This window comes from Sphingomonas sp. DMC6 (assembly GCF_056314225.1).
This window is the reverse complement of the sequence record NZ_JBQUYT010000015.1, coordinates 1-25093: the sequence shown is the minus strand read 5'-3', so window position 1 is coordinate 25093 and position 25093 is coordinate 1. Positions and strand designations below refer to the sequence as shown.

Sequence of the window (25093 nt, the reverse complement as noted above, 5' to 3'; positions counted from 1 at the left end):
CGACGCACTGCGCCGCCCCAGACGGGTCAAAAATCGACGCCAAGCCGGATGCCGTAGGTCCGGGGCGGAGAGAACTGCCAGTTGTAGATATTGGCGACACCCGGAACCACGGTGTTGCCGGCATAGGCAATCAGACGATAATTCTCGATGTTCCGCACGAACGCCTGCAAGCTGTAATGCTTGTTCGCCGGCTTATACTCCAGGCTGAAATCGCTCTGGGTGTGACCGATCTGCTTCGAGTCGTTGTAGTTGTAGAAATCGAGGTAATAATTGCCCTTGTAGCGCGAATATGCCGAGGCAGTAATGGTGCCCGCGCTGCCCAGATCGAACACATGGTCCCAGCCGACCGAGACGATCGCGTTCGGCGCCTGGGGCAGGCGGTTGCCGGCCAGGTTGCTGGTCGGCGGGGTGGCAGGCACGGCACCGTTGGTATAGGCAGCGACGCTCGCTTCGAACTTGCGATAGGTCGCGTGCATCAGGTTCACTGCGATGGACACCGTATCCGCGCGCGACGGGTGAAGATTGGCTTCGGCCTCGATACCGTAGATCTTCGCGCTGCCGGCGTTGAACGTCTGCGCACCCACGGCCGGATTGAGCAGCACGTCATTCTGCAGATCCTTGTAGTCATAATAGAATCCGGCGACGTTCAGCGTGTTGTTGCCGGCGAAGCGCAGCTTGGCGCCGCCTTCATAGGCAGTGTTGTTCTCCGGATTGAACGTCTTGCCCGTGCCGTCGAAGCCGCCTGCCTTATAGCCGGTCGAGACCTTGGCGTAGAGGAGCGTATCGGCATTGAGTTTGTAGTTCAGTCCAGCGAGCCAGGTGAACTTGCTGCCCGAATAATGGAGCGGCGTGCTGGCAGACGGCTGGTTGGTAAGCTCGATCGGGCCGCTGTTGAATGCGAAGAAATAGTTCTGGAAGGTCGCGCTGCGCACGTCATGGGTATAGCGCCCGCCGCCGACCGCCGTCAGTTGCGAGGTCAGCGGCACCTCGACCTGGGCGAAGCCCGACACGCTCTCGCTGAGCGTGGGATGGCGGAAATAGTTCACATAGGAGCCGTTGGGGCCAATGAACGGGCTGTACAGGCCGCCATTGGTGTCCTGCTTCTCGCGGAAGTAGAACATGCCGGTCTGCCATTCGATGCCATGGGCATTGCCGTTCAGGCGCAGCTCGTGGCTCTGGGTCTTCACCCGGCCGCCGAAATTGGTGAACTCGAACGCCGGGGACAGCGTGTTCGCGCCGGTGGTCTTAGTGGTGCGATAGCCGCCGGTATAGGTCAGCGTCGCCGGGCCGAAATCATAGGCGATCCGGCCACGCACCGCCGTTGAAAGCTGGTGCAGCGAGCCGACGCCGATCAGCGGCGAGGCATAGTTGCTGCGGTCGATCTTCGACAGCGTATTGGTGTTCTGGGGAATGCAGCCGACGCCGCCCGGAACGGTATAGGCAACCGCCCAGCCATTGGCGCAACTCGTCAGGCTGGTACCGGGGTTATTACCCGGCGCGCTCATGTCCTGCCAGGCCTGGGCCGCTGGGATCAGCGTCTGCTCGACATGCTCGACCGCCGCGTCGATGGTGAAGCCGGCCGCCGGCTTCAGGCGCAGGCTGACGCGGCCGCCGCCAGTATTGTCGGTATCGCTCTCTGCCGTCTGACTCGGCGTGAAGGCCGGGGTCGGGCTGAATGGCGTATTTGGATGCGTGGTGAAGCCGTCATGCGAGCGATAGAAGCCGGCGACGCGGATTCCACCCACGTCGCCCAGCGGCACATCCACGCCGCCATCGAGTAGCACCTGGGCAAAATTGCCGAGGGTCGCCGACGCATTGACCGCGAAGGTATCACCAGGCTTGCGCGTGATGAAGTTCACTGCGCCGCCGGTCGAGTTGCGGCCATAGAGCGTGCCCTGCGGCCCGCGCAGCACCTCGACGCGGTCGAGGTCGAATATCGCCGCGTTCAGAATGGTAGGGCGATTGATATATTCGCCGTCGATATTGACCGCGATCGATTGGTCCTGTGCCTCGTTATTGGTCAGCGAACCGACGCCGCGCACCGAGACGCGCGTGTTGTTGGTGTCGTTGGTCACCTGCAGCGCGGGGGAAACCTTCTGCACCGAGGTGAAATCCGTGACGCCTTTGTCTTTCAGCGCATCGCCCGAGATCACGGAGATCGCGATCGGCACGTTCTGCACGCTCTGCGCACGATTTTGCGCGGTGACGATGATCTCATCGGTGGCGCTCTGGTCCTGCTGCCCCGTTGCGGGCGCTGCCTGCTGCACCGTCTGCGCCTGAGCGGCACCACCTGCGATTCCGCTGGCGCTCGCCATCAACGCAAGCACAATCCTGCCTTTCATCATCACTCTCCCACAACGATGGCTATGTTGCCACCTGAAGTAAAATATGCGTTCTAAAACAGCTCCGGTTTTGATCTTTGTCAAGCGGATTCGAATGGCCATCCGCAATTCCGGAAAATTGCATTGACTTCCCACAAAGAGAATTGTTGTTCTAATATCAAATCGCCGCGATTCGACGGCACAAGCAGCGCAAGAAGCCGGAAGCGCACCGACCCGGAGAGGATGACATGCAGCTATCCCCCTGCATCGAATGGATGTTTGCCGACTCCCATCCCGACATGGGCGACCGCATCCGCGCCGCTGCCCAGGCAGGATATGCAGCGGGCGAATTCCATTTGTGGCGGGATAAGAATCTGGAATCGGTGGCTGCGGCGTTGCGCGAAACCGGCGCGCGGCTGACCGGGGCCTGTGTCGATCCGCGGCGCAGCCTGGTCGACCCGGCACAGCACGACGAATTCGCTAAAGCCGTCGAGGAAAGCGTGGCGGCAGCAAAGACTATCGGTTCGCCGCCGATGATCATCGCCTCCGGCTTCACACGCGAAGGCGTGAGCGAGGAGGAGCATTTCGCCGCCGCGGTCACTGCGCTCAAACGCGCCGCCGCGCTGGCCGAGGCGGCCGATGTGATGCTGGTGCTCGAACCGCTCAACGACCGCGTCGAACACCCTGGCATGTGGCTGGTGTCGACCACCAAGGGACTCGATCTGGTCGAGGCGGTCGGCAGCACGCATCTGCGGCTGCTCTACGATGTCTATCACTCGCAGGTTATGGGCGAGGACATGGCAGAGGTGCTGCGTGGCCGCATGCACCTGGTCCACCACGTCCAGGTTGCCGATATGCCCGGCCGTAACGAGCCGGGCACCGGCACGATCGACTGGACCAAGGCGATGCAGACGCTGCGCGACCTTGGCTATACCGGTGCGATCGGGCTCGAATATCGCCCCACCCTGCCGCCGGCCGAGTCGCTCGCAGCGACCCGGGCGGCGCTCGGGCTCTGAGGGCGGCATGCCCCCCGCCGCGAACCCGTCCGCACCGCGGCTTGGGCTGGTCGAACGGCTGAGCTACGGCTTCGGCGACTTCGGCTACAGCCTGCCGTACAATATGGTGGGCGCGTTCCTCCTCTATTACTACACCGTCGTACTGCGCCTGCCGACTGCGGCGGTGGGCACGATCTTTCTGACCGCCCGGCTGTTCGATGCCGTGGTCGATCTGGGCGTCGGCGTGCTGCTTGATCGCACGCGCACCCGCTGGGGCCGCGCACGCCCCTACATCCTGTTCACTTCAATCCCTTATGCGGCAGTGTTCGTCGCGATCTTCATGATGCCGGGCTGGGGCGTGAACGGGCAGCTCGCCTGGGCCTTCGTTACGTTCAACCTGCTCGGGCTGCTGATGTCCTTCGGGTCGATTCCCTATACTGCGCTGTTGCCGATGATGACGGCGGACACCGTCCAGCGGCTGAAGCTCGGCTCGATGCGCTCGATCGGCACCTCGGTTTCGGTGATCCTCGGCACTGCCGCGACGATGCCGCTGGTCGGGCTGTTCGGCGGCGGCAACGAGCGCAAGGGCTTCCTGCTCACCGCGCTGCTATTCGGCGCACTGGCACTGGCAGCGATGCTGGCACTGTTCCGCAACTGCCGCGAACGCCATGTCGGTAACAATGCAGCCGCGCCCGCCCCGGCCGCCGCGGCGGTGAGAGAGATGCTCTGCAACCGGGCATGGTGGGTCTGCTTCCTGTTTACGCTGCTCTATTTCGTCCGGTTCGGCGCGATGATCTCGGTTACGGCGTTTTTCGCGATCGAGGTGCTGAAGCGACCTTGGATGATCTCGGTGATGTTACCCGCCATCTCCGGTATGCTGCTGCTCGCTGCCTTCATCGCGCCGCCGATCCTGTCGCGTACCGGTATCCGGGGCGGCTCGCTCGGCGCGCTCGGGTTGTCGCTCGTGCTGTTCGCGCTGCTGCCCTTGGCCGAGGCATCGCCGGTCGCCTTTCTCGCGCTGTATCTTAGCGCTTCGGTAGCAACCTCGGTCACGATCACGGCCATCTTCACGATGATCGCCGAGTCCGTCGAGTATCACGAGGCGCGGTTCGGCAGCCGTAACGAAGGGCTGCTGTCGGCCGGCGTCAGCCTGGCGACCAAGATCGGCATGGCGCTGGGCTCGGCTGCGATCGCCTATGCGCTTGCCTATGCCGCCTACACGCCCGGCGCCGTGACCCCGCTGGCGGTCCAGACGATACGATGGAGCTATTATGGCGCCCCGCTGCTGCTGCTGTCGCTGCAGGCGCTGTGCATCCTGTTCTGGCCGGAAGACCGCCCTGCCTCGCAGGTAGCCACCGTATAACGAAAAACCGCACGGAGAGGATCAATGCTCAAACTCGCCTGTCGTTGCGCTTTGCTGGTCATCGCCGCCGGCGCGCTGCCGGCGCGTGGCCAGGTGATCGTCCACCCCGCCTATCGGCCGCCCGAGACGGTGCAGCGCGTCGCCATTCCGGTGGACCCGCAGGAAAAGCGGCTGAAGGTGCTGATCATCAGCGGCCAGAACAGCTACGAGCACGACTGGACCGGCGTGAACAACCTGCTGCGCACGCTGATGCAGGACAGCGGCCGGTTCGACGTGCGCGTGACCGAGGATTTCGACCATGGCAGCCTCGCGATGCTCAAGGCCTATGACGTGGTGCTGCTCAATTATTCGAGCCGCTGGGTTTATGACGACAAGACCGAGCATCGCTGGTCGCCGGAAGCGGAACAGGCCCTGTTCGACTATGTGCGCGAAGGCGGCGGGCTGGTCGCCTACCACTCGTCCTTCACCTGGGGCTATAACTGGCCAGCCTATCGCGCGCTGGTCGGCGCAGTGATGGATCCCGGCTCCAGCCGCCGTTCACCGCCCGGGGCATTCCCGGTCCATATCGTCGACCGCGACAACCCGATCACCCGGGGCATGCGCGAGTTCATCTGGACCTACAATGACGACATGTACACCAACATGCGCTTCGCCCCCGACGCGAAGATACATGTGCTGGCAACTGCGCATGATTCGTCTGCCAGCTATGATCCGAAGCTCGCCGGCCCCAAATATCCCGCCGCCGCCTACACGCCGGAAAAGCTGAAGGCGATGCAGGGCATGGACGCCGATCACCCGCAGGTCTGGACACAGGAATATGGCAAGGGCCGTGTCTTCTCGATCACGCTGGGCCATGACGAAGTCTCGCTGCACTTCCAGCCGCTCCAGTCGCTGATCTTGCGCGGAGCAGAATGGGCGGGATCGGGCAACGTTACTCTGCCGCTGGCAGAAGATGCCAAGGACTATCCGACGAAATGAGCCGCCCGGCGTTGCGTCAGACCAAAAACCGCTTTAAGAAGAATGGACATTCTAATTAGGGCTTTCAGGCCCCAGGGGAGAGGTTCATGAACGGCGCGGCGCTTGCCGCCCGGTCGGGTTTCGCCACCTCCCCCGCTTCACCAAAGTGCACCCGATGCTTTTGAAGAGGTGAATGCGATGAGCAGCATCAAGCGGGGCGTAAGCCTCTACAGTTTTCAGAACGAGACGTTTCAGGGGAAGATGTCCCTGGAGGATTGCGTGCGGACCTGCGCCGAACTGGGCGCAAACGGTATCGAGATCATCGGCGAGCAGACCTTCTGGGGCTGGCCCGAGGTGGGCGTGGAAGATGCCGCAGTCGCCGAATGGCACCGGCTGATGCAGGCCTATGGCACCACCCCGGTCAGCCACGACTTCATGCTCGACTACAAGCGCTACAAGGGCCGCGAAATGCCCTTCGACGAGCAGGTGGCGAGCGTGAAGAAGGACATCGATTTCGGCGCGCGCCTGGGCATGAAATATATCCGTGCGCTCGTCTCGATCGCGCCCGAGGTGCTGGTCGCCGCCGCACCTTATGCCGAGGAACAGAACATCAAGATCCTGATCGAGGTGCACGCGCCGCTGCACTTCGACCATCCCTGGATCATCCGCCATGCCGAAGCCTTCGAGAAATCGTGTTCGGACACGCTCGGCTTCCTCCCCGACATGGGCATGTTTCTCCACGCCTATCCGCGCGTCTGGAAGGAAAAGTTCCTGCGCGTCGGCGTGCCGCAGAACATCGCCGACTATATCGTGAAGGCCTATGAGGACCGCGTCCTATCCGAATATGTGATCCTCAACGTCCAGCAGATGGGCGGCACCGGCCCGGCGATCGCCATGGCCGAAGTGATGCGCCACAATGCCGCGTTCGAGCCGAAGCGCATGCTCGACTATATGCCCCGCATCCACAACATCCACGGCAAGTTCTACGAGATGACGCCCGATTATGTGGAGCCGTCGATCCCCTATGACGAGATCGTCGCGGTGCTCCAGAAGGGCGGCTACACTGGCTATATCTGCTCCGAATATGAGGGCAATCGCTGGATCGAGGATGCCGAGGAACCGGACTCGGTTGAACAGGTCCGTCGTCAGCAGGTGATGCTGGCAAAGCTGCTCGGCGAAGCCACCGTGCCGTCGCTCAAGACCCCCATCGCAGCCTGAGGAGCGCAGCCCATGATGGACAACAAGATGATCTGCACCGACCTGTTCGAGAATGTCGTCGAAGGCGGCGAGACGGTCGGGTTCGCGTTCCTGGGGCGCCTGCCTTATTATCGCGGCCTCGGCCTGTCGATGGTCGAGGACATCCAGGTCAGCGTCGACGGCGAGGAGATCGCGCGCGAGAACATCCGCTTCTCGGTGCGCGGCAAGACCTACACGCTGGACGAGATGGAGACCGTCTATGACGATCGCTGGAACTTCGGCGAGAAGGCGCGGATCGTCGCGCTGAAACCGGGCGGCCTCGCCCCGGGCGCCCACAAGATCACCTTCGCGGTGCGGATGCGGGTGAGCTACCTGCCCTTCGTCCCGACCACCCGCGATACCAAGGAACTCGCCCTCGCCGCCTGAGCGCGTCCGTATCTCCTCCTCAGGGCGTCCCGGTTTGCCCGCGGCGCCCCTTTTTTTTGCGCGCACCCTATCGCCTCGAAATTTAATTTTGAAATGTGTATTCTATTTTGATATTCCCCAAGGACTAGGAAGCGCACGCTAGATCGGCGCACCAGCGACTGGAGAGATGATGAAGGCGATTCGCGCGTTCTGGGACGAGCTCACGCTCAAGCCGCAGGGCTTCACGATGATCATCGCGGGGTTCCTGCCCGTGTTCGCGATCATCGCCATGTTTCCGGTGGTCGCCGCGATCATCGGCCATTTCCATAACGATCCCAATGCCCCGATGAAGGTGCCCGCGATGGTCACTGCGCCGGGCTACGCCATCGCGCTACTCGCGCCCTTTGCGGGCGTGCTGTGCGATCGCTTTGGCCGGCGGCCGCTGCTGCTTGCCTGCACCTTCTTCTACGGCGTAGCGGGGACCGCACCCTTCTTCCTTGAAAGCCTCGATGCGATCATCGCCACCCGGCTGGCGCTGGGCGTGTGCGAAGCCGGCATTCTGACGATCGTCAACACGCTGATCGCCGATTACTGGGTCGATCGCAGCCGCCGCAACTGGCTGATGCTACAGGGAATTGTCGGGCCGGCGCTGCAGCCCGGCGTGTTCGTGCTGGTGGCGAGCGTCGCCGCCGTACGCTGGAACGGCGGCTTCCTGGTCTATCTCATTGCCTTCCCGATCTTCCTGTCGATGTATTTCTTCCTGTTCGAGCCCAAGCGCGAACAGGTGCTGGCGCAGGAAGGCGCGCAGGCCATCGAAACGCCGGGGCCGTTCCCCATCGGCGCGGCCGTGCTGGTCGGCGCGGTGACGCTGTTCGCTTCGATCCTCTATTACGTGTTCATCGTGAACGGCAGCATCGCCTGGAAGGAGATCGGCATCACCGATCCGCTGCAGGTAAGCACGCTCACCGTGATCCCGGCGCTATTCATCGTCGTCGGCTCGGTCCTGTTCCGCATCGTCTCGCGCTTCAACAATGCAGTGCAGATCGCGGCGTTCCTGGGCATTCTCGGGATCGGGCTCGCAGGCATCGGCCTCGCCCGCTCGGTGAGCTCGATGCAGCTCGCGATGACGCTGCAGCAGACCGGCGCCGGCATGGCGATACCCGCGCTGATCGCCTGGGCACAAACCAAGTTCGGCTTCGCCCATCGCGGCCGCGGCATGGGCGTTTGGACCAGCGCCTTCTTCCTCGGTCAGGCGATCTCGCCGATCATCGTCGGCAGCGTGGCCGGCGGGGTAGGATCAATGCAGGGGGCATTCCTGGCGCTGGGACTGGTTGCGGTTGCCGCCGCGGCTATCGGCTTCGGCCTCGGCACGCGCGCACCGTTGCGGGCAGCCGCGGCCTGAGCCGGAGAGGCGCGCAGCCATCGGCGCGCGCCGTCCTCCGATGCCGCCGAGAAGCGATCGTCGAAGGCGCTGCTATTCCGAGGCGTCAGCCTCTTGCGTGGCGGCTTCCTGTCGCGCGCGGTCCTCTTCCTTCTTCTTCTTGCCCTGATCGTAATGCCATTTGATGGCAAAGAACATGCCGGTTCCGAACACGGCAACCTTGAATGTACCCAATAAAATCGGAACCCAGATCATCTCTATTACCCAACATTATCCGTCGTGAGGTGCTGACGCCCCGGAAAGCCGTCCAGGCCGGTCCCGGCAAGCCCCGCCCGCCTCCTCCCCTGGCATCTTCGACGCCCCCTATCGGACGCTCCACCTGCGCAGATACCTATACGACGGTCGGCATGTCGCCGTATGACCATACTGGTCCGCTGCGCAAGCGCCGCATTGCCGCGCGCCGCGGTAAACGCCCTGACGGTCCACGTTGCACGGGCGTGCGACGCATCCTTGCGGCCGCCGCCATGTTCCCTATATGTTTCGATCCCCGGTGAAACCGAGGGCTGCTCTTTGAACGGGTCAATTTCTCGCATCGCGCGCGGTCCTTCGACACGCGCGCAATCGCGCCTGAGCGTAAACTTCCTAAACTTCGCAAGCCCGGGATGCCCCCGGCCTTCGGTGCGAAAATGGCGTGCAGGAGCGCCTCAGCGGTGCAGCGTCACCGCCATACCCAGATCTTCCGCCGAACGCGCCACGCGGAGCGGGATTGCGCCACGTAGCGCCTGCCACCCTTCCCCCTCCTGCCAGATGCGCAGCGTGCGGGGCTCGATCGGCACGGTCACTGCCCGCCGCTCGCCCGGAGCCAGCCGCAGCTTGGCGAAGCCGACCAGTGCGCATTCCGGCGCGTCGCGATAGACCTGCACCACCTCGGCGCCGGCGCGATCCGAAATGTTGGTGATGGTGACCGTCACCGCGTCGTCCGCAGCCGCCGCATCAGCCCAGTCGAACCGCGCATAGCCGAAACCGCTGCCCAGCGCGTGCCGCGCCGGCGTACCGTTGGCGATCAGCCCGCGATAGCCGAGCGTGGTTCCTTCCGCATAAGCGAGCTTGCCGTCGGCCGCAGGCGTGACGATGTAACCGCAATAATCGGCCTCGGCGCGGGCGATCGACACCGGCATCCGGCCGCCCGGCTCGCGATCGCCGGCAAGTACGCTGGCCAGCGCGGGGGCGCAGCCCTGTCCCGGATACCAGGCGACCAGCAGCGCCGCCGCCTGCTCGCCCCATTCGGCGTCGAAGGCATGGCCGACATTGACGATTGCCGCCGTGCGCGGATTGGCGGCGCACACGGCCTCGATCAGCCGCAACTGCTCGGGGGCCAGCTTCGTGTCCGGCCGGTCCTTGCTCTCGACGCTGGAATCCGAGGTTTCGCCGATCACCAGGAACACCGCATCAGCCGACCGTGCCGCCTCCACCGCGCGGGCGAGCATCGCCTCCGGGCTGTCGGGCGTGCGGATGCCGTACCACAGGCCCTGCACGCGCGCGGCGACATAATGGAACTCCACCGTCACCAGCACCTCACGGCCAGCCCTGAGCATGACCTCGACCGAATCGGCGTCGCCGGCCTTGAGTACGCCCATCACGTCGCCCGCCGCCAGTTCGCGACCGGCGCGCAGCACCTCGCGGCCATCGACCAGCATCCGTGCGACGCCGGTGCCGCCCAGATAGAAGCGATGCACGCCGTCGCTGGCCGGTGTAAAACGGCCGCTCGCGCGGATCGAGCCGGGCTCGTTGAACCGTCCCTGATGGTGTACCCCCACGAACCAGACGAGCGAATTGGTCGCCCGCGTCTCGCTCGACAGCGGCTCGCCCGAACAATCGGTGGTGGAGAAATAGTCGAGCGTCATGCCGCTGGTGCAGCCATCGCCCAGATCGCGCGCGGGCTGCACCGGCATCGAGGGCAGCCGCGGCTGGGGATCGACGCCGGGCTCATACACGATCTCGCAGGCATCGCCATAGCGGGCCCGGATCGCCTCGATCGGCGTCGGCGTATCAGGTGCCACCGCGATCTTTGCGAAGGTGCCGCCTTGATAACAGGGCGCGGCCGCGTTCGGGCCGATCACGGCGATCCTGCGCACGCTGCCCGGTGCCAGCGGCAGCAATCCGCCTTGGTTACGCAGCAGCACGAAGCCCTGCGCCGCCGCATCCTCCAGCATCACCGCGGCCGTGTCGGCAGGCAGCGGCGCGGCCTTGACACCGGTCACGCGCTTGGCCGTGGCGGCGACGCGGGCAGCGGCATCGGCAACCCGTTCGGCAGAAACAGCTCCCGCCGTCACCGCCGCTGCGATCTTCGGCCCCATGAAGCGCGCCGGCCCCGGCATCTCCAGGTCCAGCCCGGCGCGGATCGTACCCTCGGTCGAATGGGTACCGAACCAGTCGCTCATGATCAGATAGGGAAAGCCCCACTCGCCCTTGACGATGTCGGTCAGAACATACGCCTGCTCGGAACACCAGGCACCGTTGAGCTTGTTATATGCCGCAAGCATCCCGGCGCAGTCGGCCGCTGCCGCCAGTTCGAACGGCAGCAGATAGACTTCGCGGAGCGTCCGCTCGTCGACCTGCGCGTCTACCGTGTCGCGCGCCGTCTCGCTGTCGTTGCAGACAAGATGCTTGGCGACCGATCCGGTGCCGGTCGATTGGAGCCCCTCGATCCATGCCGCACCCAGCACCCCAGCGAGCAGCGGGTCTTCGGAGAAATATTCGAAGGCACGCCCGGCCAGCGGGCTGCGCGCGAGGTTGAGGTTGGGCGCAAGCAGCGCATCGACGCCGCGCGCCACTGCATCGCTGCCGACCACCTGCCCCATCCGCCGCGCCGTATCGCGGTCCCAGCTTGCCCCCAGTGCGGTCGGGCACGGGGTGAGTAGCGAAACATCGCGCTCGTCGACATTGCCGCTGGCCACCCCCATCGGGCCATCGGCCATGGTGAAGGCGGGAATGCCCGCCTCCGGCACCGCGACGCTCTGCCACATCGCCGCACCCGCGGTGAGTGCACAGCGCTCCTCGAGGCTGGGTTCACGCATCTTTTGGTACCTCTTTCTAGACGATCGGCGCGAGCGCGAACGCCATCAGTTGCTGCGCCTGCACTGCCACCATCTGCGCGACGCTAGGATCGGCGATCGCGCCATCGGGGCCGAACGGCTTCTGCTCGATCGAATTGAGCGCGATGCCCACGGGCGTCGGCCAGCCGCGCATCGCATGGACGATGCCGCGCAGCGCCGCGAGCGTCACCCCGCCCGCCTGCCAGCCGGCGGCCGAGACGATCAGCCCCACCGGCATCCCGTCGAAATAAACGCGCGCATCGCCGCGCGTGTCCTCCAGCAGGTCGAGCGCGTTCTTCACCACGCCCGAGACGCCACCATGATAGCCGGGGGTCGCAATCACCAGCGCATCGGCCGCGCGCACCGCCGCGACCAGCTCCGCCTGGGCGGGGCTGCGCGTCGGTTCCTCGGGGTTGAAGTGCGGCAATTCGGCGAGCGCAGGTCCGCCGAACATCCGCGTCTCCGCCCCCAGCCGCCCGCATTCGACGAGCACCGCACGCGCCAGCAACTCGCTCGACGAATTGGCGCGAAGGGTGCCCCCAATGCCGACGATCCTGCGCGCCATGGCTCAGCGCCCCTTGAACGCGGGCATCACCTTGCGCGACAACAGGTCGAGCGTCTGGTTGGCGAAGGCCAGCCGCTGCTCGGTGAGCGGGCCGGTGGTGGTGCCGCACAGGATGTTGCCGATGCCGAGTTCGGCATAGGGCTGCAAATGCTCGATCACCGTCTCGGGCGAGCCATAGAGGCACCAGGTGCCGATCCAGCCATCATCCAGCGCGTTGATGTTGATGTCGGTCTTCTTGTTGGCCGGATCGGTCTCGGCGCGGCGGTTGAACTCGTTCTCGCGATCAACCGCGTCCTGATAGCCCTTCAGGATGATCTCGAGTTCCTCGCGCGCCTGCTCGTCGGTCTCGGCGAGATGGACGCACTGGTAGCTGTGCGTGCTCCAGCTCAGCGCAGCGGCCACCACCGCGTCCGGATGCCCGGCTTCGAGCAGCATGCCCTTATAGGTGTCGAAATACTTCTTCACGTGGGTGAAAGGCTCGGTGCCGTAGATCTGCGGCGGCGTGAAGGCCGGGATAAAGGCCGGCCAGCCATTCACCGCAGCGCGGCGCGCGCTCGATTCCTTCATCGCCACCGGCATCAGCCGGGCGTGCTTCTCGCCATAAGGCGAGGGGGTGATCCGCTGGAGCACGCGGCCCTGGTGCGGCCCGTTGTCGATCTCGATCGCGGGATCGTCCATCTGCTTGGCCCACAGCGCCTCGGCCAGCGCCAGATTCTTCTCGGCGATCGCGCCCGCATCCTTGTAGTTGACCGCGAAGCCGATCATTTCCTCGGGCGTGGTGCCTGATCCGACGCCCACCAGCAGCTTGCCCTTGGTCAAATGGTCGAGAATGCTCACCCGCTCGGCAAAGCGCACCGGATGGTGCAGCGGCACCGACACCACCGAGAAGCCGAAATGCAGGTCGGGATGCTTGGCGGCGAGATAGCCGGCGAGAATGAAGCTGTCACTCGCCACCGGCATATAGCCGTTAAAGTGATGATCCGGCATAAAAATCGCGTCGAAGCCGGCAGCGGCTGCCCGGTCCGAATGGTCGATAAGGTCGGTGATCAGCCGACCATCCTGCTCAGGACTCGTCGAGCGTGCATTCAGAAAAACCGAGAAGCGCATTACCCTCTCCCACCGTCCAGGCGATTACTCCGCGCCCATGACAATTAGAATTGACGTTCCTATTTTGATAGAGTTTGTGCGAACGCAATGTCAACCCAGTCGACCAAGAAGAAAGTGCGTGCCCCCCTTGCCGTAGAGCAGGTGGGCCGTGTGCCGCAGCAGGGCCGCAGCAAGGCCTCCTATGAGCGCATGTTCGCGGCCGCGCGCGCGCTGATGCTGGAGCGTGGCGACGAGGAGTTCACGCTGATCGAAGTGAGCCAGCGCGGCAATGTTTCGATCGGCTCGATCTATCTGCGCTTCGAGTCGAAGGACAATCTCGTGCGCGCGGTTATCTGCGAGGCGCTCGAGGAAATCGTCTCGTCCGAAGAGGCGATGTTCGAACGGCTGGCGGACGAGGCCGGTAGTCTCGGTGAATTCGTACGGCGTTATGTCGAGGAATATGCCGAGGTGCTGCGCGTCAATGCGCCCCTGCTGCGCCTGGCGATGCGCCGCGCCGCATTCGACCCGCTGATCTCGGCGCCGGGCAAACAGGTCGCCGATCGCTCTGCGGCGGGTGCCCACCGCGCGATGCTGCGCTTCATCGATGAAATCGGCGGAGACCCGGCACTGAAGGCCAATTCCGCCTATCACATCATCTTCGCGACGCTCGCGCGCGAACTGAGCCTCGGCTCAACAGCGGAGTCAGCACGGAATTACGACTGGGAGATGTTGAAGCGCGAGCTCGCCACGATGTGCCTCGCCTATCTGCGCGAGCATAACTAAATCCCTCCCGCCCAAGGCGCACTTCGTCGAAACTAGTGGCTCGTTCTGGCGACCCGTTGTTCGATCGCACCGAACGGTTGCGCTCCGGTCGCATCGATACCGGCCATCCGGATCGTGTCACCGAAGCTCAGGAACGGCGTCTCCGGCGCGCCCTTCGCAATGATTTCGATCGCGCGGTGCTCCGAAATGCAGGCCGATCCCAGGGCCGCATAGTCACGGTTGGAAACCGTACCCGAACCGATGATCGTCCCTGCGACGAGATCACGTGTGTGCGCAGCGTGGGCGACCAGTTCGGGGAAGGAGAAAGCCATCTCCCGTCCGTTGACCCGGCCGAAGCGCTCGCCATTCCATTCGACCAGCAGGTCGATGCAGACGCGCCCGTCCTGCCAGCCGTCCCCCAGCGCCGCCGGCGTCACCGCGAACGGCGCCATGCTGCACGCCGGCTTCGCCTGCACCCAGCCGAAGCCGGTCTTCATCTCGATCGGCGCGACCGCGCGGAGCGACCAGTCGTTGATCTGCACGATGAGCTTGATGTGGCGCGCAGCCCCTTCCGCCGACACGCCCATCGGCACCGCATCGACGATCACGCCGAACTCGCCTTCGAAGTCGATGCCCAGGCTCTCGTCAGGAAACGGGATCGGGTCGCCGGGTCCGTAGAAGCGATCAGACATGCCCTGGTACATCAGCGGCCGGTCGCTATCGATCGGGTCGAGCCCGAACGCGATCTGCATCAGCTCGCCATGATTGGCGAAGGCCGAACCGTCGAGCCATTGCCACGAGCGCGGTAGCGGTGCGCGCAGCAAGATCGGCTCGATCGCTTCGCCCTGCCCCGCCGCCAGCCGATCGGCCAACGCCCCGAGCGGGCGTGCGACCGCGTCCCAGCGTTCGATCGCCGCCAGCAGGTTCGGCGCGACGCCCTCCGCTGACAGGCAGCGCGTGCCGTCGGGCGAGACGACGATTAATTCGCCGTCGGGCATTCCATTGGCGCGGGTGGCGAGCCGCATCGCGTCAGTCCTCCAGGATCGCGACGGCGCGCGTCCAGCCGGCCGAGGCACCCTTGATCTTGTGGGGGAAGCAGCTGACGGTGAAGCCGTGCGGCGGCAGCGCCTCCAGATTGTGCAGCTTCTCCAGGTGGCAATAGCCGATATCGCGGCCGGCCTTGTGGCCTTCCCAGATCAGCGAGGTATCGCCGGTTTCTTTCACCTTTTCCGCAGTATAGACGAAGGGTGCGTCCCAGCTCCACGCATCGGTGCCGGTCACCCGCACGCCGCGCTCGGTAAGGTACATGGTCGCTTCATAGCCCATGCCGCAGCCGATATTGACGAAGTTCGGGTTGCCCACCGCGCCGCCGGCGGCAGTATTGACCAGCACGATGTCGAGCGGCTGGAGATCGTGGCCGATCCGCGCCAGCTCCGCCTCGACGTCCGCCGCGGTGACGACATAGCCGTCAGGGAAATGGCGGAAGTCGAGCTTCACCCCGGGCTGGAAGCACCATTCGAGCGGCACTTCATCGATGGTAATCGCACGTTTCCCGCCGTCCATCGTCGGATGAAAGTGCCAGGGCGCATCGAGATGCGTACCGTTATGCGTGGTGAGAGTCACCCATTCAGCCGCCGCGAAGCCGGCACCGTCAGGCGTCTGCTCCTGGGCTACGCCGGGAAAGAAATGGCCAAGCTCGCCCACGGTCTCGGCGTGAGTCTGGTAAGTGATCTTGGGCCGCATGAACGGGGGATCGGTGATCACCTCGTTCTCAAGGGTGATGGAGAGGTCGATGAAGCGGCGGGCCATAGGCTGTCTCCGGGAAATCAGGCCGTGTGGCCGCTCAGCGTTTCGGCGAACCAGTCGGCGATATAATCGCGGCCATAGGACATGTTGTCGGCGCCGACATGCTCGACCCCGCCCTCGCGCGCGGTGAATATCTTCAGCTCGCGCTTCGGGCTGTTGACCAGCTGCTCGTAGCAGTCATGCGCGTACTGGACGCTGATCTGGCGGTCTTTCGCGCCGTGGGTGACTAGGAACGGCACCTTCACCCCGTCCATATGGCCGTTGAGGTTCATGTCCGCAGCACGGGTGAAGAAATCGTCCATATTCTTGGCGCCGAACGCCCACATCACATGCGCCCAGTAATGCGGCACGGGATTCTCACCCTCGCGCTTTAGGCGCTTTTGCTGGACCTCCGCCCAATTGTGATTGGCGCCCCAGCACGCGCCCGAGGCAAAGCGGGGTTCGTAGGCAACAGCGCGTGGCGCGAAATGGCCGCCGAGCGAAATGCCGGTCATGCCGATGCGCTTGGAATCGACATCGCACTGCTGCTCCAGCCAATCGACCGCCTTGGACGCCCAGGCCTCCGAATGCGGATCGACGGGCAGGTTCTGCAACCGCAGCGCCTCGCCCGATCCGGGCTGGTCGACGCAGAGGGTGGAGACGCCGCGCCGGGCCAGCGCCTCGGGCAATCGCGACCAGTAGAGCAGTTCCTTGCAGCTATCGAGGCCGTTGCAATAGACGACGACCGGCTTCGGGCCCGCGCCCGGCGCGCGGGTGTAGAGCGCAGGCATGGTGCCCGTTTCGAGCGGGATTTCCACGCGCTCGCGGTTGATCTTGCCGAGGGCAGTCGCCTTGTCGAACGCTGCGCGCCCCTTGGCATAGGTTTCCCTGCGGCCGGGATGACCGTGGCCCTGCATCCGCTCGGCGGTGAGCAGGTAGAGCGATGCGCGCTCCAGTTTGGTCGACGCGGAGAAGGCGCGGCCCCGCGCCTCGTCCTCGGCGGCAATATCGATCAGCTTGTCGGCCATCGCGACCCACTGCGCCATGAACTGCGGCGTGCCGGCGTCGGCGCCCGAGGCGGCCGCATCCTTGATCGGCTGGCACATGTCGACGATCTCGCCGATCTGGCCGCCGCTCTCCATCGCGATCGCGACCGAGAGGTTCCAGATATAGCTTGGGAAGACTTCGAACAACGCCACCGCTCAGGCCTCCACCGCGACGAACAGCCCGGGGTTGGGCGCCGGGTGGGGCAGAGTCTGCGGACCGCCGGTGCCGATGCCCCACTGGTCCATCACCAACGGCGCCGGCGCGTAGACATTATACTGGTGCGCCTCGAAATCGACATCCTCCAGCTCCGACGTATATTCGGCGACGAAGCCGTTAGGTGTAACGAAATAGCTGAAGGTATTGTTGCCAGCGGTATGCCGCCCAGGGCCCCAGCCGATGATCGTGCCGTGCTGCTTCAGCCGGTGCGCCCCGCGCATCATATCGTCAACGCTCGGCATGTCATAGGCGACATGGTTGAGGCAGGGCGGCCCGGGCAGCAGCGCGATGCGGTGGTGCGCCGAATTGCAGCGCAGGAAACACATGAAGTCGCCGAGCCAGTCGGACACCTTGAAGCCGAGCACGTCGGTGAAGAACTTCACCGCCGCCTGATGGTCCGGCGAGTGCAGCACGATGTGGCTGATCTTGAGCGGCACGCCTTCCCAGCGCGCAAGTTCGCGCTTCGGGCTGCGCGCCACGTCGCTCGACACTTCGAACAACAGGCCATCGGGCGAGAAGAAGCGGAAGCCATAGCCGCCGCCGGGGCTCGTCAGCTCGGCCGGCGCACCGACGATGCGGCAGCCAGCCTGGGCAACCTTGATGTGCAGCGCTTCGACATCGGCGCGGCTGCCGGCCGCAAGCGCGATTACGTCGACGCGGTTCTCGTCGGCAGCGCGCAGCCGGACGACATGATGCTCGTCATGGCCCTGCGTCTTGAACCAGGCCATGGCGTCCTCGCTCGGCACCGGCTCGAGGCCCCATTGCTCGGTATAGAAAGCCCGCTCGGCGTCGAGATCCTTCACGCCATAGCCGACATAGCGGATTTCAGTGACACGGCTCATTTGGTTTCCCTCAAATCGGTTGGGCGGTGACGGCGAACATCTCCGCGGTCGCCTTGTGGTTATCGATGGCCGGGCCCTTGCCGAGCTGGCCCATGCAGATGGCCAGGCTGGCGTTGACGATATAGGCGCAGCGTTCGTAGCGACGGGCGCGATAGGCGGTGAAGGCGGCTTCCACGCTGTCGGCCTTGTCGAGTTCATCGGCGAGGACCAGGCTGTCCTCGATCGCCATGCCGGCGCCCTGCCCCAGATGCGGCGTGGTGGCGTGGACCGCGTCGCCCAGCAGGCCGATGCGGCCCTTATGCCAGCTGCCGGTGACCAGCATGCCTTCCAGCGGCCGATAGACCACGCCGTCATCGTCGGTGATCTGCTCGGCGAGCGCGCGGATCGCCGGCGCACACTCGGCCAGCTTGGCGCGCATGGTCGCGGCCAGGCCCTCGCGCGGATACCAGGGGTTGCCCGGCTCCGGCGTGGTGACGAACATATACATCAGGTCTTCGCTGATCGGCACCAGCCCCAGACCAGTGCGGCCGTTATAGACCTGGAGCGCATCCATGCCGGCCGGGCGCAGGAAATTGTACCGCCAAACGGCCTGCCCGGTATATTCGGGCTTCTCGGCCTCAGGCAGGATGGCGGCGCGCGTTTGCGAATGGACGCCGTCGGCGCCGATCACCATGTCGTAGATGCCACTGGTGCCGTCGGAGAAAGTCACCGCGACGCACTCGCCGTCATCGACCATCGTCTTGACGGTGATACCCAGCCGAACGTCGGCGCCGTCGGCGAGCACGCGGTCCCCCAGTACCTTGTGCAGCGCGGGGCGGCCAATGCCGACATTGGCCGGATAGCCCTCGGCCAGCTTGGGGGCGGGGCACGCGGGCCACCCTGGTGCCGTCCGGCGCGAAGATCTCGACCGCGTCGAAGCCGACGCCGGCCGCGATATATTCGTCCAGCACGCCGAGCTGGGCCACTGCACGCACGACATTGGCCTGCTGGATGATGCCGACGCCGTACACCGACCAGCTCGGGTCGCGCTCGATCACCGTCAGCCGGTGGCCCTGCGGCGCCAGCGCAATCGCCGCGGTAAGCCCGCCGATCCCGCCGCCGACGATCAGGATATCAAGCGGCGGCATCGGCCGCCTCGGCCAGCTTCACGCGCTTGGTATCACCGTTGACGGCGGGGAAGGGCAGATAAGAAATGCGCAGCTGCTCGGTGAGCGACAGCTCATGCTCGCCGGCCGGGAAGCCGCCGGGACGCTCGACCAGGATCGTCGCCTTGGCGCCGAACGCCCAGCGCCGGTCATAGGCGGTTTCCATTTCGTCGAGGGTTAGCGGTCCCCGCCCCTCGTCGAACCGCACCGCCTCGCGTGGCAGCAGATTGCCGTCGATCGCGACGTCGAGCTTCTCGACCATCGACAAGGTCAGGCCGCGATAATAGCCGAGCTTGGCTTCGAAGGCGAAGCCGGTCGGCGCTTCAGCCGGGCCGGTGTTACGCACGCTGTCGGCTTCGATCAGATACTTGTCGAACATCATCAGGCGGGTTCCTTCTCGGCGCCGAGCGCGGCTTCGGCCTGGGCGATCAGGCGATCAAACATCACGTGCTGGCGGCGGACCTGTTCGCGACTGTCCACCTCCATCACGTCCTGGATCCAGCGATTGCCCTCATATTCGCTGGAAAGCGTGCCCTCCCAGCCGCACTTCACCAGCTCCGGGATCACCTCGTCATAGGCGATCGCCGGATCGGTGCAGTCTTCGTTCATCTCGTAGAACTTGGCCTGGATGTGCCGGAAATACGGGGCGTAGTCTTTCAGCCGCTTGGGATTGGCATAGGGCGAGTGGCGCAGCGTTTCGGCCATAGCAATTTCCGCCTTGTTGCCCCCCCGCTTCACCGCAACTTCGTAGATCGTGTATTCGGCCATCACCTTTTCCTCGTGCTGGTCGACGATGAACTGGGCGACCTCGGGCCGCGCGCCCTGACGCTCGAAGCGCGCGCGATGGACCGGCGAAAAGTGCTTCATGAAGATGCCCATGTCGGGCAGGATGCCGAGGTGACGGGTGTTCAGCCGATCCGCGACCTCTATCGTGCGCAGGATCCAGGCATGCTCCAGATGCCATGGCGCGTGGACCTCCACCCCCATATGCACGTCCAGCTCCTCGGCGTACGGCACGCAGCGCGCGAGGATATCGGGACGCACAAACACCAGCACGCGCATGTTCCTGATGCCGAGCCGGTTGCACAGCACCAGGTCGCGGCGGATGCTGGCGACCTGTTCGTCGTCCGAGAGCAGTTCGCCCTTGCGCAGCTTGGTATCAAGGAACATGTCGTAGCAGGTGAAATGCGCGCCGTGGCGGGCAAGCATTTCCTGCCAGCGCACGACTTCCGCATCGTCGATGTTCGGGAACGTCGGCATGTTCTGCTCGGGCAGGATTTCGATACCCTTGGCGCCGAGCGACACCGCATGGGCGATCGCGTCCTCGACCGTCATCTGGCCGAGGAACATCTCTTCCTGGTAGCTGTAGAGGCTCACGCCCCGCTGGATTTTCGACACGATGGCTCCGTGAGTTACAGGCGACAAAGGGCCACGCCCTGCGCCATGGTGAAAACCCAGGCGCGAGGACGGACATCAAAGGATAGGATGGAGACGCGAGCGCCTTTGGCAGAGAGGTCTATCGGCGCCGGTGGGCGCGGGATCGCTGGCTGCATTTCGACACTCCTCTCGCAATCGAGCGATCTTGGGGCCGCCCAAAACGGCCTGTCGCTTCTGGGAGAAATCTACGTCGATAAACTGCGATATGAAAAATAGATTGTTTCTATCGTTTCAAATAGACCGCATGGATTTCAAAGGACCCATAATTTACAAATTGGATGGAAATCAATCTGGATAATAAATTTCCAATATTTCCTCGAATGGCTATCACAAAGCCGGGCCCGCAAGAGGCCGGCAAAGGAGAGACCAAGGGCATGATCCACCCGCCTCGTTCAAACACGCACCTTCACAGAGGCATTGCCTGATGCGGCGCCTCCGGATGGGAATGGTCGGTGGTGGGCTCGGCGCTTTCATCGGCCCAGTCCACCGCATTGCGGCAACGCTGGATGGGCAGATCGAACTTGTTGCCGGGGCCTTCAGCCGTGCGCCCGAACGGTCCTTCCAGGCGGGCCGCCATTACGGCATCGCGCCTGAGCGCAGCTATGCAAGCTGGTCGGAGATGATCGAGCAGGAGTGCGCCAGGCCTGACGGCATCGATTTCCTGACAATCGCGACGCCCAATGACACCCATCTGCCGATCGCCAAGGCAGCGCTGGAGGCGGGTATCGCAGTGATGAGCGACAAACCGGCGACGGCGACCCTCGCCCAGGCGCTGGAACTGGCCGGCACGGTGCGAAACACGTCGCGCCCCTATGCGCTGAGTTACACCTATAGCGGCTATCCGCTGGTGCGGCATGCGCGAGCATTGATCGCCTCGGGCGGCATCGGCACGGTGCGCAAGGTGCTGGTGGAGTATCTTCAGGGATGGCTTGCTGCACCGATCGAACGCGCCGGTAACAAACAGGCAGAATGGCGCACGGACGCCGGCAAGTCCGGCGTCGGCGGCGCCATCGGCGACATCGGCGTGCATGCCTTTCACCTCGCGGAATTCGTAACCGGCCAGCGTGTCGAGGCAATCAATGCCGACCTTGCCGCAGTCGTACCGGGGCGCGCGCTCGACGATGATTGCAGCGTGCTGCTGCGTTTTGCCGGTGGCGCGCGCGGCGCCCTGCTCGCGTCGCAGGTTGCGATTGGCGAGGCCAACGGCCTGTCCCTGCGCGTCTATGGAGACAAGGGGGCGATCGCCTGGCGCCAGGAAACCCCCAACCAACTGTTTCTCCATCACCTTTCCGGCCGCACCGAGATTCTGACAGCGGGAGGCGTCGGCCTGCTTCCTGCCGCGACAGCGGCGACCCGACTGCCGGCGGGGCATCCGGAAGGGTATCTTGAAGCATTTGCCAATCTGTATCGCGACTTCGCCAAGCGCCTTCGCGGCGACGCCGCACCAGAACTGCCCGACATTGAGGAAGGCGTTCGCTCGATGCTGTTCGTCGAGCGTGCAGTGGAAGCGAGCCGCGCAGGCATGGCCTGGGTGTCGCTCGACGGGACGGAGGCTTGCGCATGAAGACGATCAAGGGACCGGCCATTTTCCTCGCCCAGTTTCTCGGCGAGGCGGCTCCGTTTAACACTCTGGACAGTCTGGCCGCCTGGGTCGGCGCGCTCGGCTACAAGGGCATTCAGCTACCCTGCGACCCGCGGCTGATCGATCTGGAAAAGGCAGCTACCTCCAGTGCCTATTGCGACGAGCTGCTCGGCCGGGTGCGCGCGCACGGCGTTGAGATCACCGAACTTTCGACTCATCTTCAGGGCCAGCTAGTCGCGGTTCATCCTGCCTATGATGCGCTGTTCGATGGCTTTGCTGCACCCGAAGTTCGGGGCAACCCCGCTGCGCGAACCGAATGGGCGATTGCGCAGGTGAAGCTTGCCGCCCGCGCCAGCGCCCGCCTTGGGCTCAGCGCGCATGCCAGCTTTTCCGGTGCGCTTGCCTGGCCCTATATCTATCCTTGGCCACAACGGCCGGCGGGTCTGGTGGAAGAGGCCTTCGCCGAATTGGCGCGGCGCTGGCGGCCGATCCTCGACGTGTTCGAGGAAGCGGGAGTCGATTGCGCGTATGAACTTCACCCCGGCGAGGATCTGCACGATGGCGTGACCTTCGAGCGCTTCCTTGATGCAGTCGGTCACCATGCCCGGGCAAACATCCTCTACGATCCCAGCCATTTCGTGCTGCAGCAGCTCGATTATCTGGCATTTCTCGACCACTATCACTCGCGCGTGAAATGCTTTCATGTGAAGGACGCGGAGTTTCGTCCGAATGGCCGATCCGGCGTCTATGGCGGCTATCAGGGCTGGCAGGACCGTCCCGGCCGCTTCCGCTCGCTGGGAGATGGTCAGGTCGATTTCAGAGCGATCTTTTCCAAGATGGCCCAATATGACTTTGCCGGTTGGGCCGTGCTCGAATGGGAATGCGCACTGAAACATCCTGAACAGGGTGCCGCCGAAGGTGCGCCCTTCATCCGCGATCACATCATTCGCGTTACCGAACGCGCCTTCGACGATTTCGCTGCGAGTGGCGTCGATGCCGAAGCCAACCGCCAGATCCTGGGATTGCGTAAATGAACAGGGGTTTGGTGCCGGCCGGCGACCCTATCGGCGGGGACGTCGGCGAGGGCATCACCAGGTGATTGTCACTATGCCATGACCCGCTGATCCGCGATTTGCAGGGACGGCTATCCATCGATAGCATCGATCAAAACGACAAAAATACCCTGCAAAGAGGAATGCCATGCGGTTCAAGGGCCTTGATCTGAATCTGCTGGGCGCGTTCGATGTGCTGCTGGAAACGCGCAGCGTTTCGGCCGCCGCGCGCCAGATGAACCTCAGCCAGCCTGCGATGAGCGCCGCGCTGACGCGACTGCGCCAATTTTTCGGCGACGAGTTGCTCATCCCAAAGGGCAAGCGCATGTACCCGACGGCCTATGCCGAGGCGCTGGTGCCGCAGGTGCGCGAATGTCTCCATGCAGTGGAATCGATGCTGGTCACCTCAGGTCGGTTCGATCCGGCGACAAGCCAGCGGCGCTTCCGGCTGATCCTGTCCGACTATGTGATGACCGCCGTGCTCGCCCCCGCGCTGCAGAACGTAGCAGCGATGGCACCCGGCATACGACTGGAGATCTCCCTGCCGGGGCCCGAGGCGGGTATCGAACTGCGCGAAGGCCGCGCAGACCTGTTCATTGCGCCCGAGCAATTTATCTTCAGCGACCACCCTAGCGAATTGCTGTGCGAGGAGCGCTATGTCGTGGTCGGCTGGGCCGAAAACCCCCTGATCCACGATGTGCTGACGCTGGAAGACTTCAGCAGCGCCGGCCATATCGCCGTGCGGCTGGGTGGTCCACGCGACTATTCCTTCGCCGATCGTCAGGTCCGGCAATTGGGAATAGAGCGCCGGATCGAGGTGGAGGCTCCGTCCTTCACGGTTGTTCCCTGGCTGCTGGTCGGGTCGCAGCGGCTGGCGCTGATGCAGGAACGGCTCGCCCGGCGTGTGCTGACCGCCTTCCCGTTGCGCACCGCGCCGATCCCCTTCCCGTTCCAGCCGATGCGCGAAATGATCCAGTATCACAGCAGCCGCAAGAACGACGAAGGCCTGCGCTGGATGATCGAACGCCTCCGCGAGCCGGCAGCGCTCGCCTGATCGGCTTAGAAAGGCATCGTTGAAGCGCGCGCGTCTTTCGGTGCCGGTATCGCTGGCCACGCTAGGTGTTTGGTCCCAGCATGTGATGGTGTGGATTTATCGCCATCGCAGCGGAGGGAGCTATGGGCCAGATTCTTCACGGCAGCGCCAAGACCACGCACGCCATTCGAGGCGAACTACAGCGATCGCAAGCTTCGGCCGCGAACCTCGCGAAGCGGTACGGGATCAACGAGAAAACAGTCCTGAAGTGGCGGCATCGACGGTCTGTGGAAGATATGCCGATGGGGCCGAAGGAACGCCGCAGCACGGCGCTCTCGCCGATGGAAGAAGCCGCCATCCTGGCGCTGCGCGTGCAGGCCCGGCTGCCACTGGATGACGTCTTCGTCGCGCTAAAGGATGTGATCCCGCGGTTGACGCGTTCGTACCTGCATCGCTGTCTGCAGCCGCACGGCATCAGTCGTCTGCCCAAGGCCGATCGCGAGAAGCCCAAGAAGTTCAAAGACTACGAGATCGGGTATTTCCACATCGACATCGCCGAGTTGGGATATGAGGGCGGGAAAGGCTTCCTCTTCGTTGCGGTCGACCGAACCTCGAAGCTGGTCTTTGCCCGTATCTATCGCCGAGCGACCAAGCTGACGGCTGCCGCGTCCCTCAAGGTGCTCATCAAGGCAGTGCCCTATCCGATCCACACCATCCTGACCGACAATGGTGTGCAGTTCGTCGATCGGTACCAAGGCGTGTCGCACACGTGGATTGGCCACATTTTCGGTCGCACCTGCCAAGACAACGGCATCGAGCATCGCCTT

22 protein-coding genes and 1 pseudogene are annotated in these 25093 nt (G+C 64.2%); 11 read left to right on the top strand and 12 right to left on the bottom strand.

The annotated features are described in order from the left end of the window. Positions 1-26: 26 nt before the first annotated feature. Positions 27-2342 carry a TonB-dependent receptor gene (locus ACT53M_RS19500; protein WP_476235558.1) on the bottom strand — a complete coding sequence of 772 codons (2316 nt, stop codon included), beginning with the start codon at positions 2340-2342 and terminating at the stop codon, positions 27-29. A 227-nt stretch (positions 2343-2569) separates the two neighbouring features. Here ACT53M_RS19500 and ACT53M_RS19495 point away from each other — a divergent pair, with 227 nt between their 5' ends. The 6 genes from ACT53M_RS19495 to ACT53M_RS19470 all read left to right on the top strand — a co-directional run bounded on the left by ACT53M_RS19495 (position 2570) and on the right by ACT53M_RS19470 (position 8640). Beyond that, positions 2570-3337: a TIM barrel protein gene (locus ACT53M_RS19495; RefSeq protein WP_476235557.1), complete on the top strand. Its 768-nt coding sequence runs from the start codon at positions 2570-2572 to the stop codon at positions 3335-3337. A 7-nt stretch (positions 3338-3344) separates the two neighbouring features. Next, positions 3345-4679, top strand: a complete 1335-nt coding sequence (locus ACT53M_RS19490; RefSeq protein ID WP_476235555.1) for an MFS transporter — start codon at positions 3345-3347, stop codon at positions 4677-4679. Between the two features lie 24 nt (positions 4680-4703). After that, a complete protein-coding gene (locus ACT53M_RS19485; protein WP_476235554.1) occupies positions 4704-5657 on the top strand; it encodes a ThuA domain-containing protein in 954 nt (317 codons plus the stop codon). 177 nt (positions 5658-5834) lie between these two features. Continuing rightward, a complete protein-coding gene (locus tag ACT53M_RS19480) occupies positions 5835-6854 on the top strand; it encodes a sugar phosphate isomerase/epimerase family protein (protein WP_476235552.1) in 1020 nt (339 codons plus the stop codon). A 12-nt stretch (positions 6855-6866) separates the two neighbouring features. After that, the gene (locus tag ACT53M_RS19475; protein ID WP_476235551.1) at positions 6867-7259 is read left to right on the top strand and encodes a C-glycoside deglycosidase beta subunit domain-containing protein; all 393 of its coding nucleotides are present in this window, start codon (positions 6867-6869) and stop codon (positions 7257-7259) included. Positions 7260-7428: 169 nt separating this feature from the next. Next, a complete protein-coding gene (locus tag ACT53M_RS19470) occupies positions 7429-8640 on the top strand; it encodes an MFS transporter (RefSeq protein ID WP_476235550.1) in 1212 nt (403 codons plus the stop codon). Between the two features lie 72 nt (positions 8641-8712). Here the strand turns inward: ACT53M_RS19470 and ACT53M_RS19465 are convergent, their stop codons facing one another. The 4 genes from ACT53M_RS19465 to ACT53M_RS19450 all read right to left on the bottom strand — a co-directional run bounded on the left by ACT53M_RS19465 (position 8713) and on the right by ACT53M_RS19450 (position 13386). Continuing rightward, entirely contained in the window at positions 8713-8874 is a 162-nt protein-coding gene (locus ACT53M_RS19465; protein ID WP_476228162.1) for a hypothetical protein, read from the bottom strand. Positions 8875-9323: 449 nt separating this feature from the next. Further along, complete coding sequence (locus tag ACT53M_RS19460) at positions 9324-11696, bottom strand: glycoside hydrolase family 3 protein (protein ID WP_476235548.1); 2373 nt, start codon at positions 11694-11696, stop codon at positions 9324-9326. Positions 11697-11712: 16 nt separating this feature from the next. Beyond that, positions 11713-12279: an NADPH-dependent FMN reductase gene (locus ACT53M_RS19455; protein WP_476235547.1), complete on the bottom strand. Its 567-nt coding sequence runs from the start codon at positions 12277-12279 to the stop codon at positions 11713-11715. A 3-nt stretch (positions 12280-12282) separates the two neighbouring features. After that, the gene (locus ACT53M_RS19450; RefSeq protein WP_476235546.1) at positions 12283-13386 is read right to left on the bottom strand and encodes an LLM class flavin-dependent oxidoreductase; all 1104 of its coding nucleotides are present in this window, start codon (positions 13384-13386) and stop codon (positions 12283-12285) included. 87 nt (positions 13387-13473) lie between these two features. Between ACT53M_RS19450 and ACT53M_RS19445 the strand changes: the two genes are divergently transcribed. Continuing rightward, positions 13474-14148: a TetR/AcrR family transcriptional regulator gene (locus tag ACT53M_RS19445; RefSeq protein ID WP_476235545.1), complete on the top strand. Its 675-nt coding sequence runs from the start codon at positions 13474-13476 to the stop codon at positions 14146-14148. Positions 14149-14180: 32 nt separating this feature from the next. On the opposite strand, the gene ACT53M_RS19440 is transcribed toward ACT53M_RS19445, so the two are convergent. The 7 genes and pseudogenes from ACT53M_RS19440 to ACT53M_RS19410 form a co-directional block, all read right to left on the bottom strand. Then, a complete protein-coding gene (locus ACT53M_RS19440) occupies positions 14181-15152 on the bottom strand; it encodes a fumarylacetoacetate hydrolase family protein (protein WP_476235544.1) in 972 nt (323 codons plus the stop codon). A 4-nt stretch (positions 15153-15156) separates the two neighbouring features. Then, a complete protein-coding gene (locus ACT53M_RS19435) occupies positions 15157-15936 on the bottom strand; it encodes a cyclase family protein (protein ID WP_476235542.1) in 780 nt (259 codons plus the stop codon). 17 nt (positions 15937-15953) lie between these two features. Beyond that, entirely contained in the window at positions 15954-17111 is a 1158-nt protein-coding gene (locus tag ACT53M_RS19430) for an alpha/beta hydrolase family protein (RefSeq protein WP_476235541.1), read from the bottom strand. A gap of 3 nt (positions 17112-17114) precedes the next feature. Further along, positions 17115-18017 carry a VOC family protein gene (locus ACT53M_RS19425; RefSeq protein ID WP_476235539.1) on the bottom strand — a complete coding sequence of 301 codons (903 nt, stop codon included), beginning with the start codon at positions 18015-18017 and terminating at the stop codon, positions 17115-17117. A gap of 10 nt (positions 18018-18027) precedes the next feature. Further along, positions 18028-19144, bottom strand: a pseudogene (locus ACT53M_RS19420) (FAD-dependent oxidoreductase). Next, positions 19131-19544 carry a C-glycoside deglycosidase beta subunit domain-containing protein gene (locus ACT53M_RS19415; protein ID WP_476228172.1) on the bottom strand — a complete coding sequence of 138 codons (414 nt, stop codon included), beginning with the start codon at positions 19542-19544 and terminating at the stop codon, positions 19131-19133. The pseudogene ACT53M_RS19420 and the gene ACT53M_RS19415 overlap by 14 nt, the downstream one beginning before the upstream one ends. Beyond that, positions 19544-20560: a sugar phosphate isomerase/epimerase family protein gene (locus ACT53M_RS19410; RefSeq protein ID WP_476228173.1), complete on the bottom strand. Its 1017-nt coding sequence runs from the start codon at positions 20558-20560 to the stop codon at positions 19544-19546. The genes ACT53M_RS19415 and ACT53M_RS19410 overlap by 1 nt, the downstream gene beginning before the upstream one ends. Positions 20561-21023: 463 nt before the next feature. On the opposite strand from ACT53M_RS19410, the gene ACT53M_RS19405 reads away from it, so the two are divergent. The 4 genes from ACT53M_RS19405 to ACT53M_RS19390 all read left to right on the top strand — a co-directional run. After that, entirely contained in the window at positions 21024-22163 is a 1140-nt protein-coding gene (locus ACT53M_RS19405; protein WP_476235537.1) for a Gfo/Idh/MocA family protein, read from the top strand. Further along, entirely contained in the window at positions 22160-23215 is a 1056-nt protein-coding gene (locus tag ACT53M_RS19400) for a sugar phosphate isomerase/epimerase family protein (RefSeq protein WP_476235535.1), read from the top strand. The genes ACT53M_RS19405 and ACT53M_RS19400 overlap by 4 nt, the downstream gene beginning before the upstream one ends. Before the next feature lie 166 nt (positions 23216-23381). Then, positions 23382-24287 carry a LysR family transcriptional regulator gene (locus ACT53M_RS19395; RefSeq protein ID WP_476235533.1) on the top strand — a complete coding sequence of 302 codons (906 nt, stop codon included), beginning with the start codon at positions 23382-23384 and terminating at the stop codon, positions 24285-24287. A 122-nt stretch (positions 24288-24409) separates the two neighbouring features. Continuing rightward, the coding region (locus tag ACT53M_RS19390) for a DDE-type integrase/transposase/recombinase (protein WP_476235532.1) at positions 24410-25093 on the top strand (684 nt) is incomplete at its 3' end.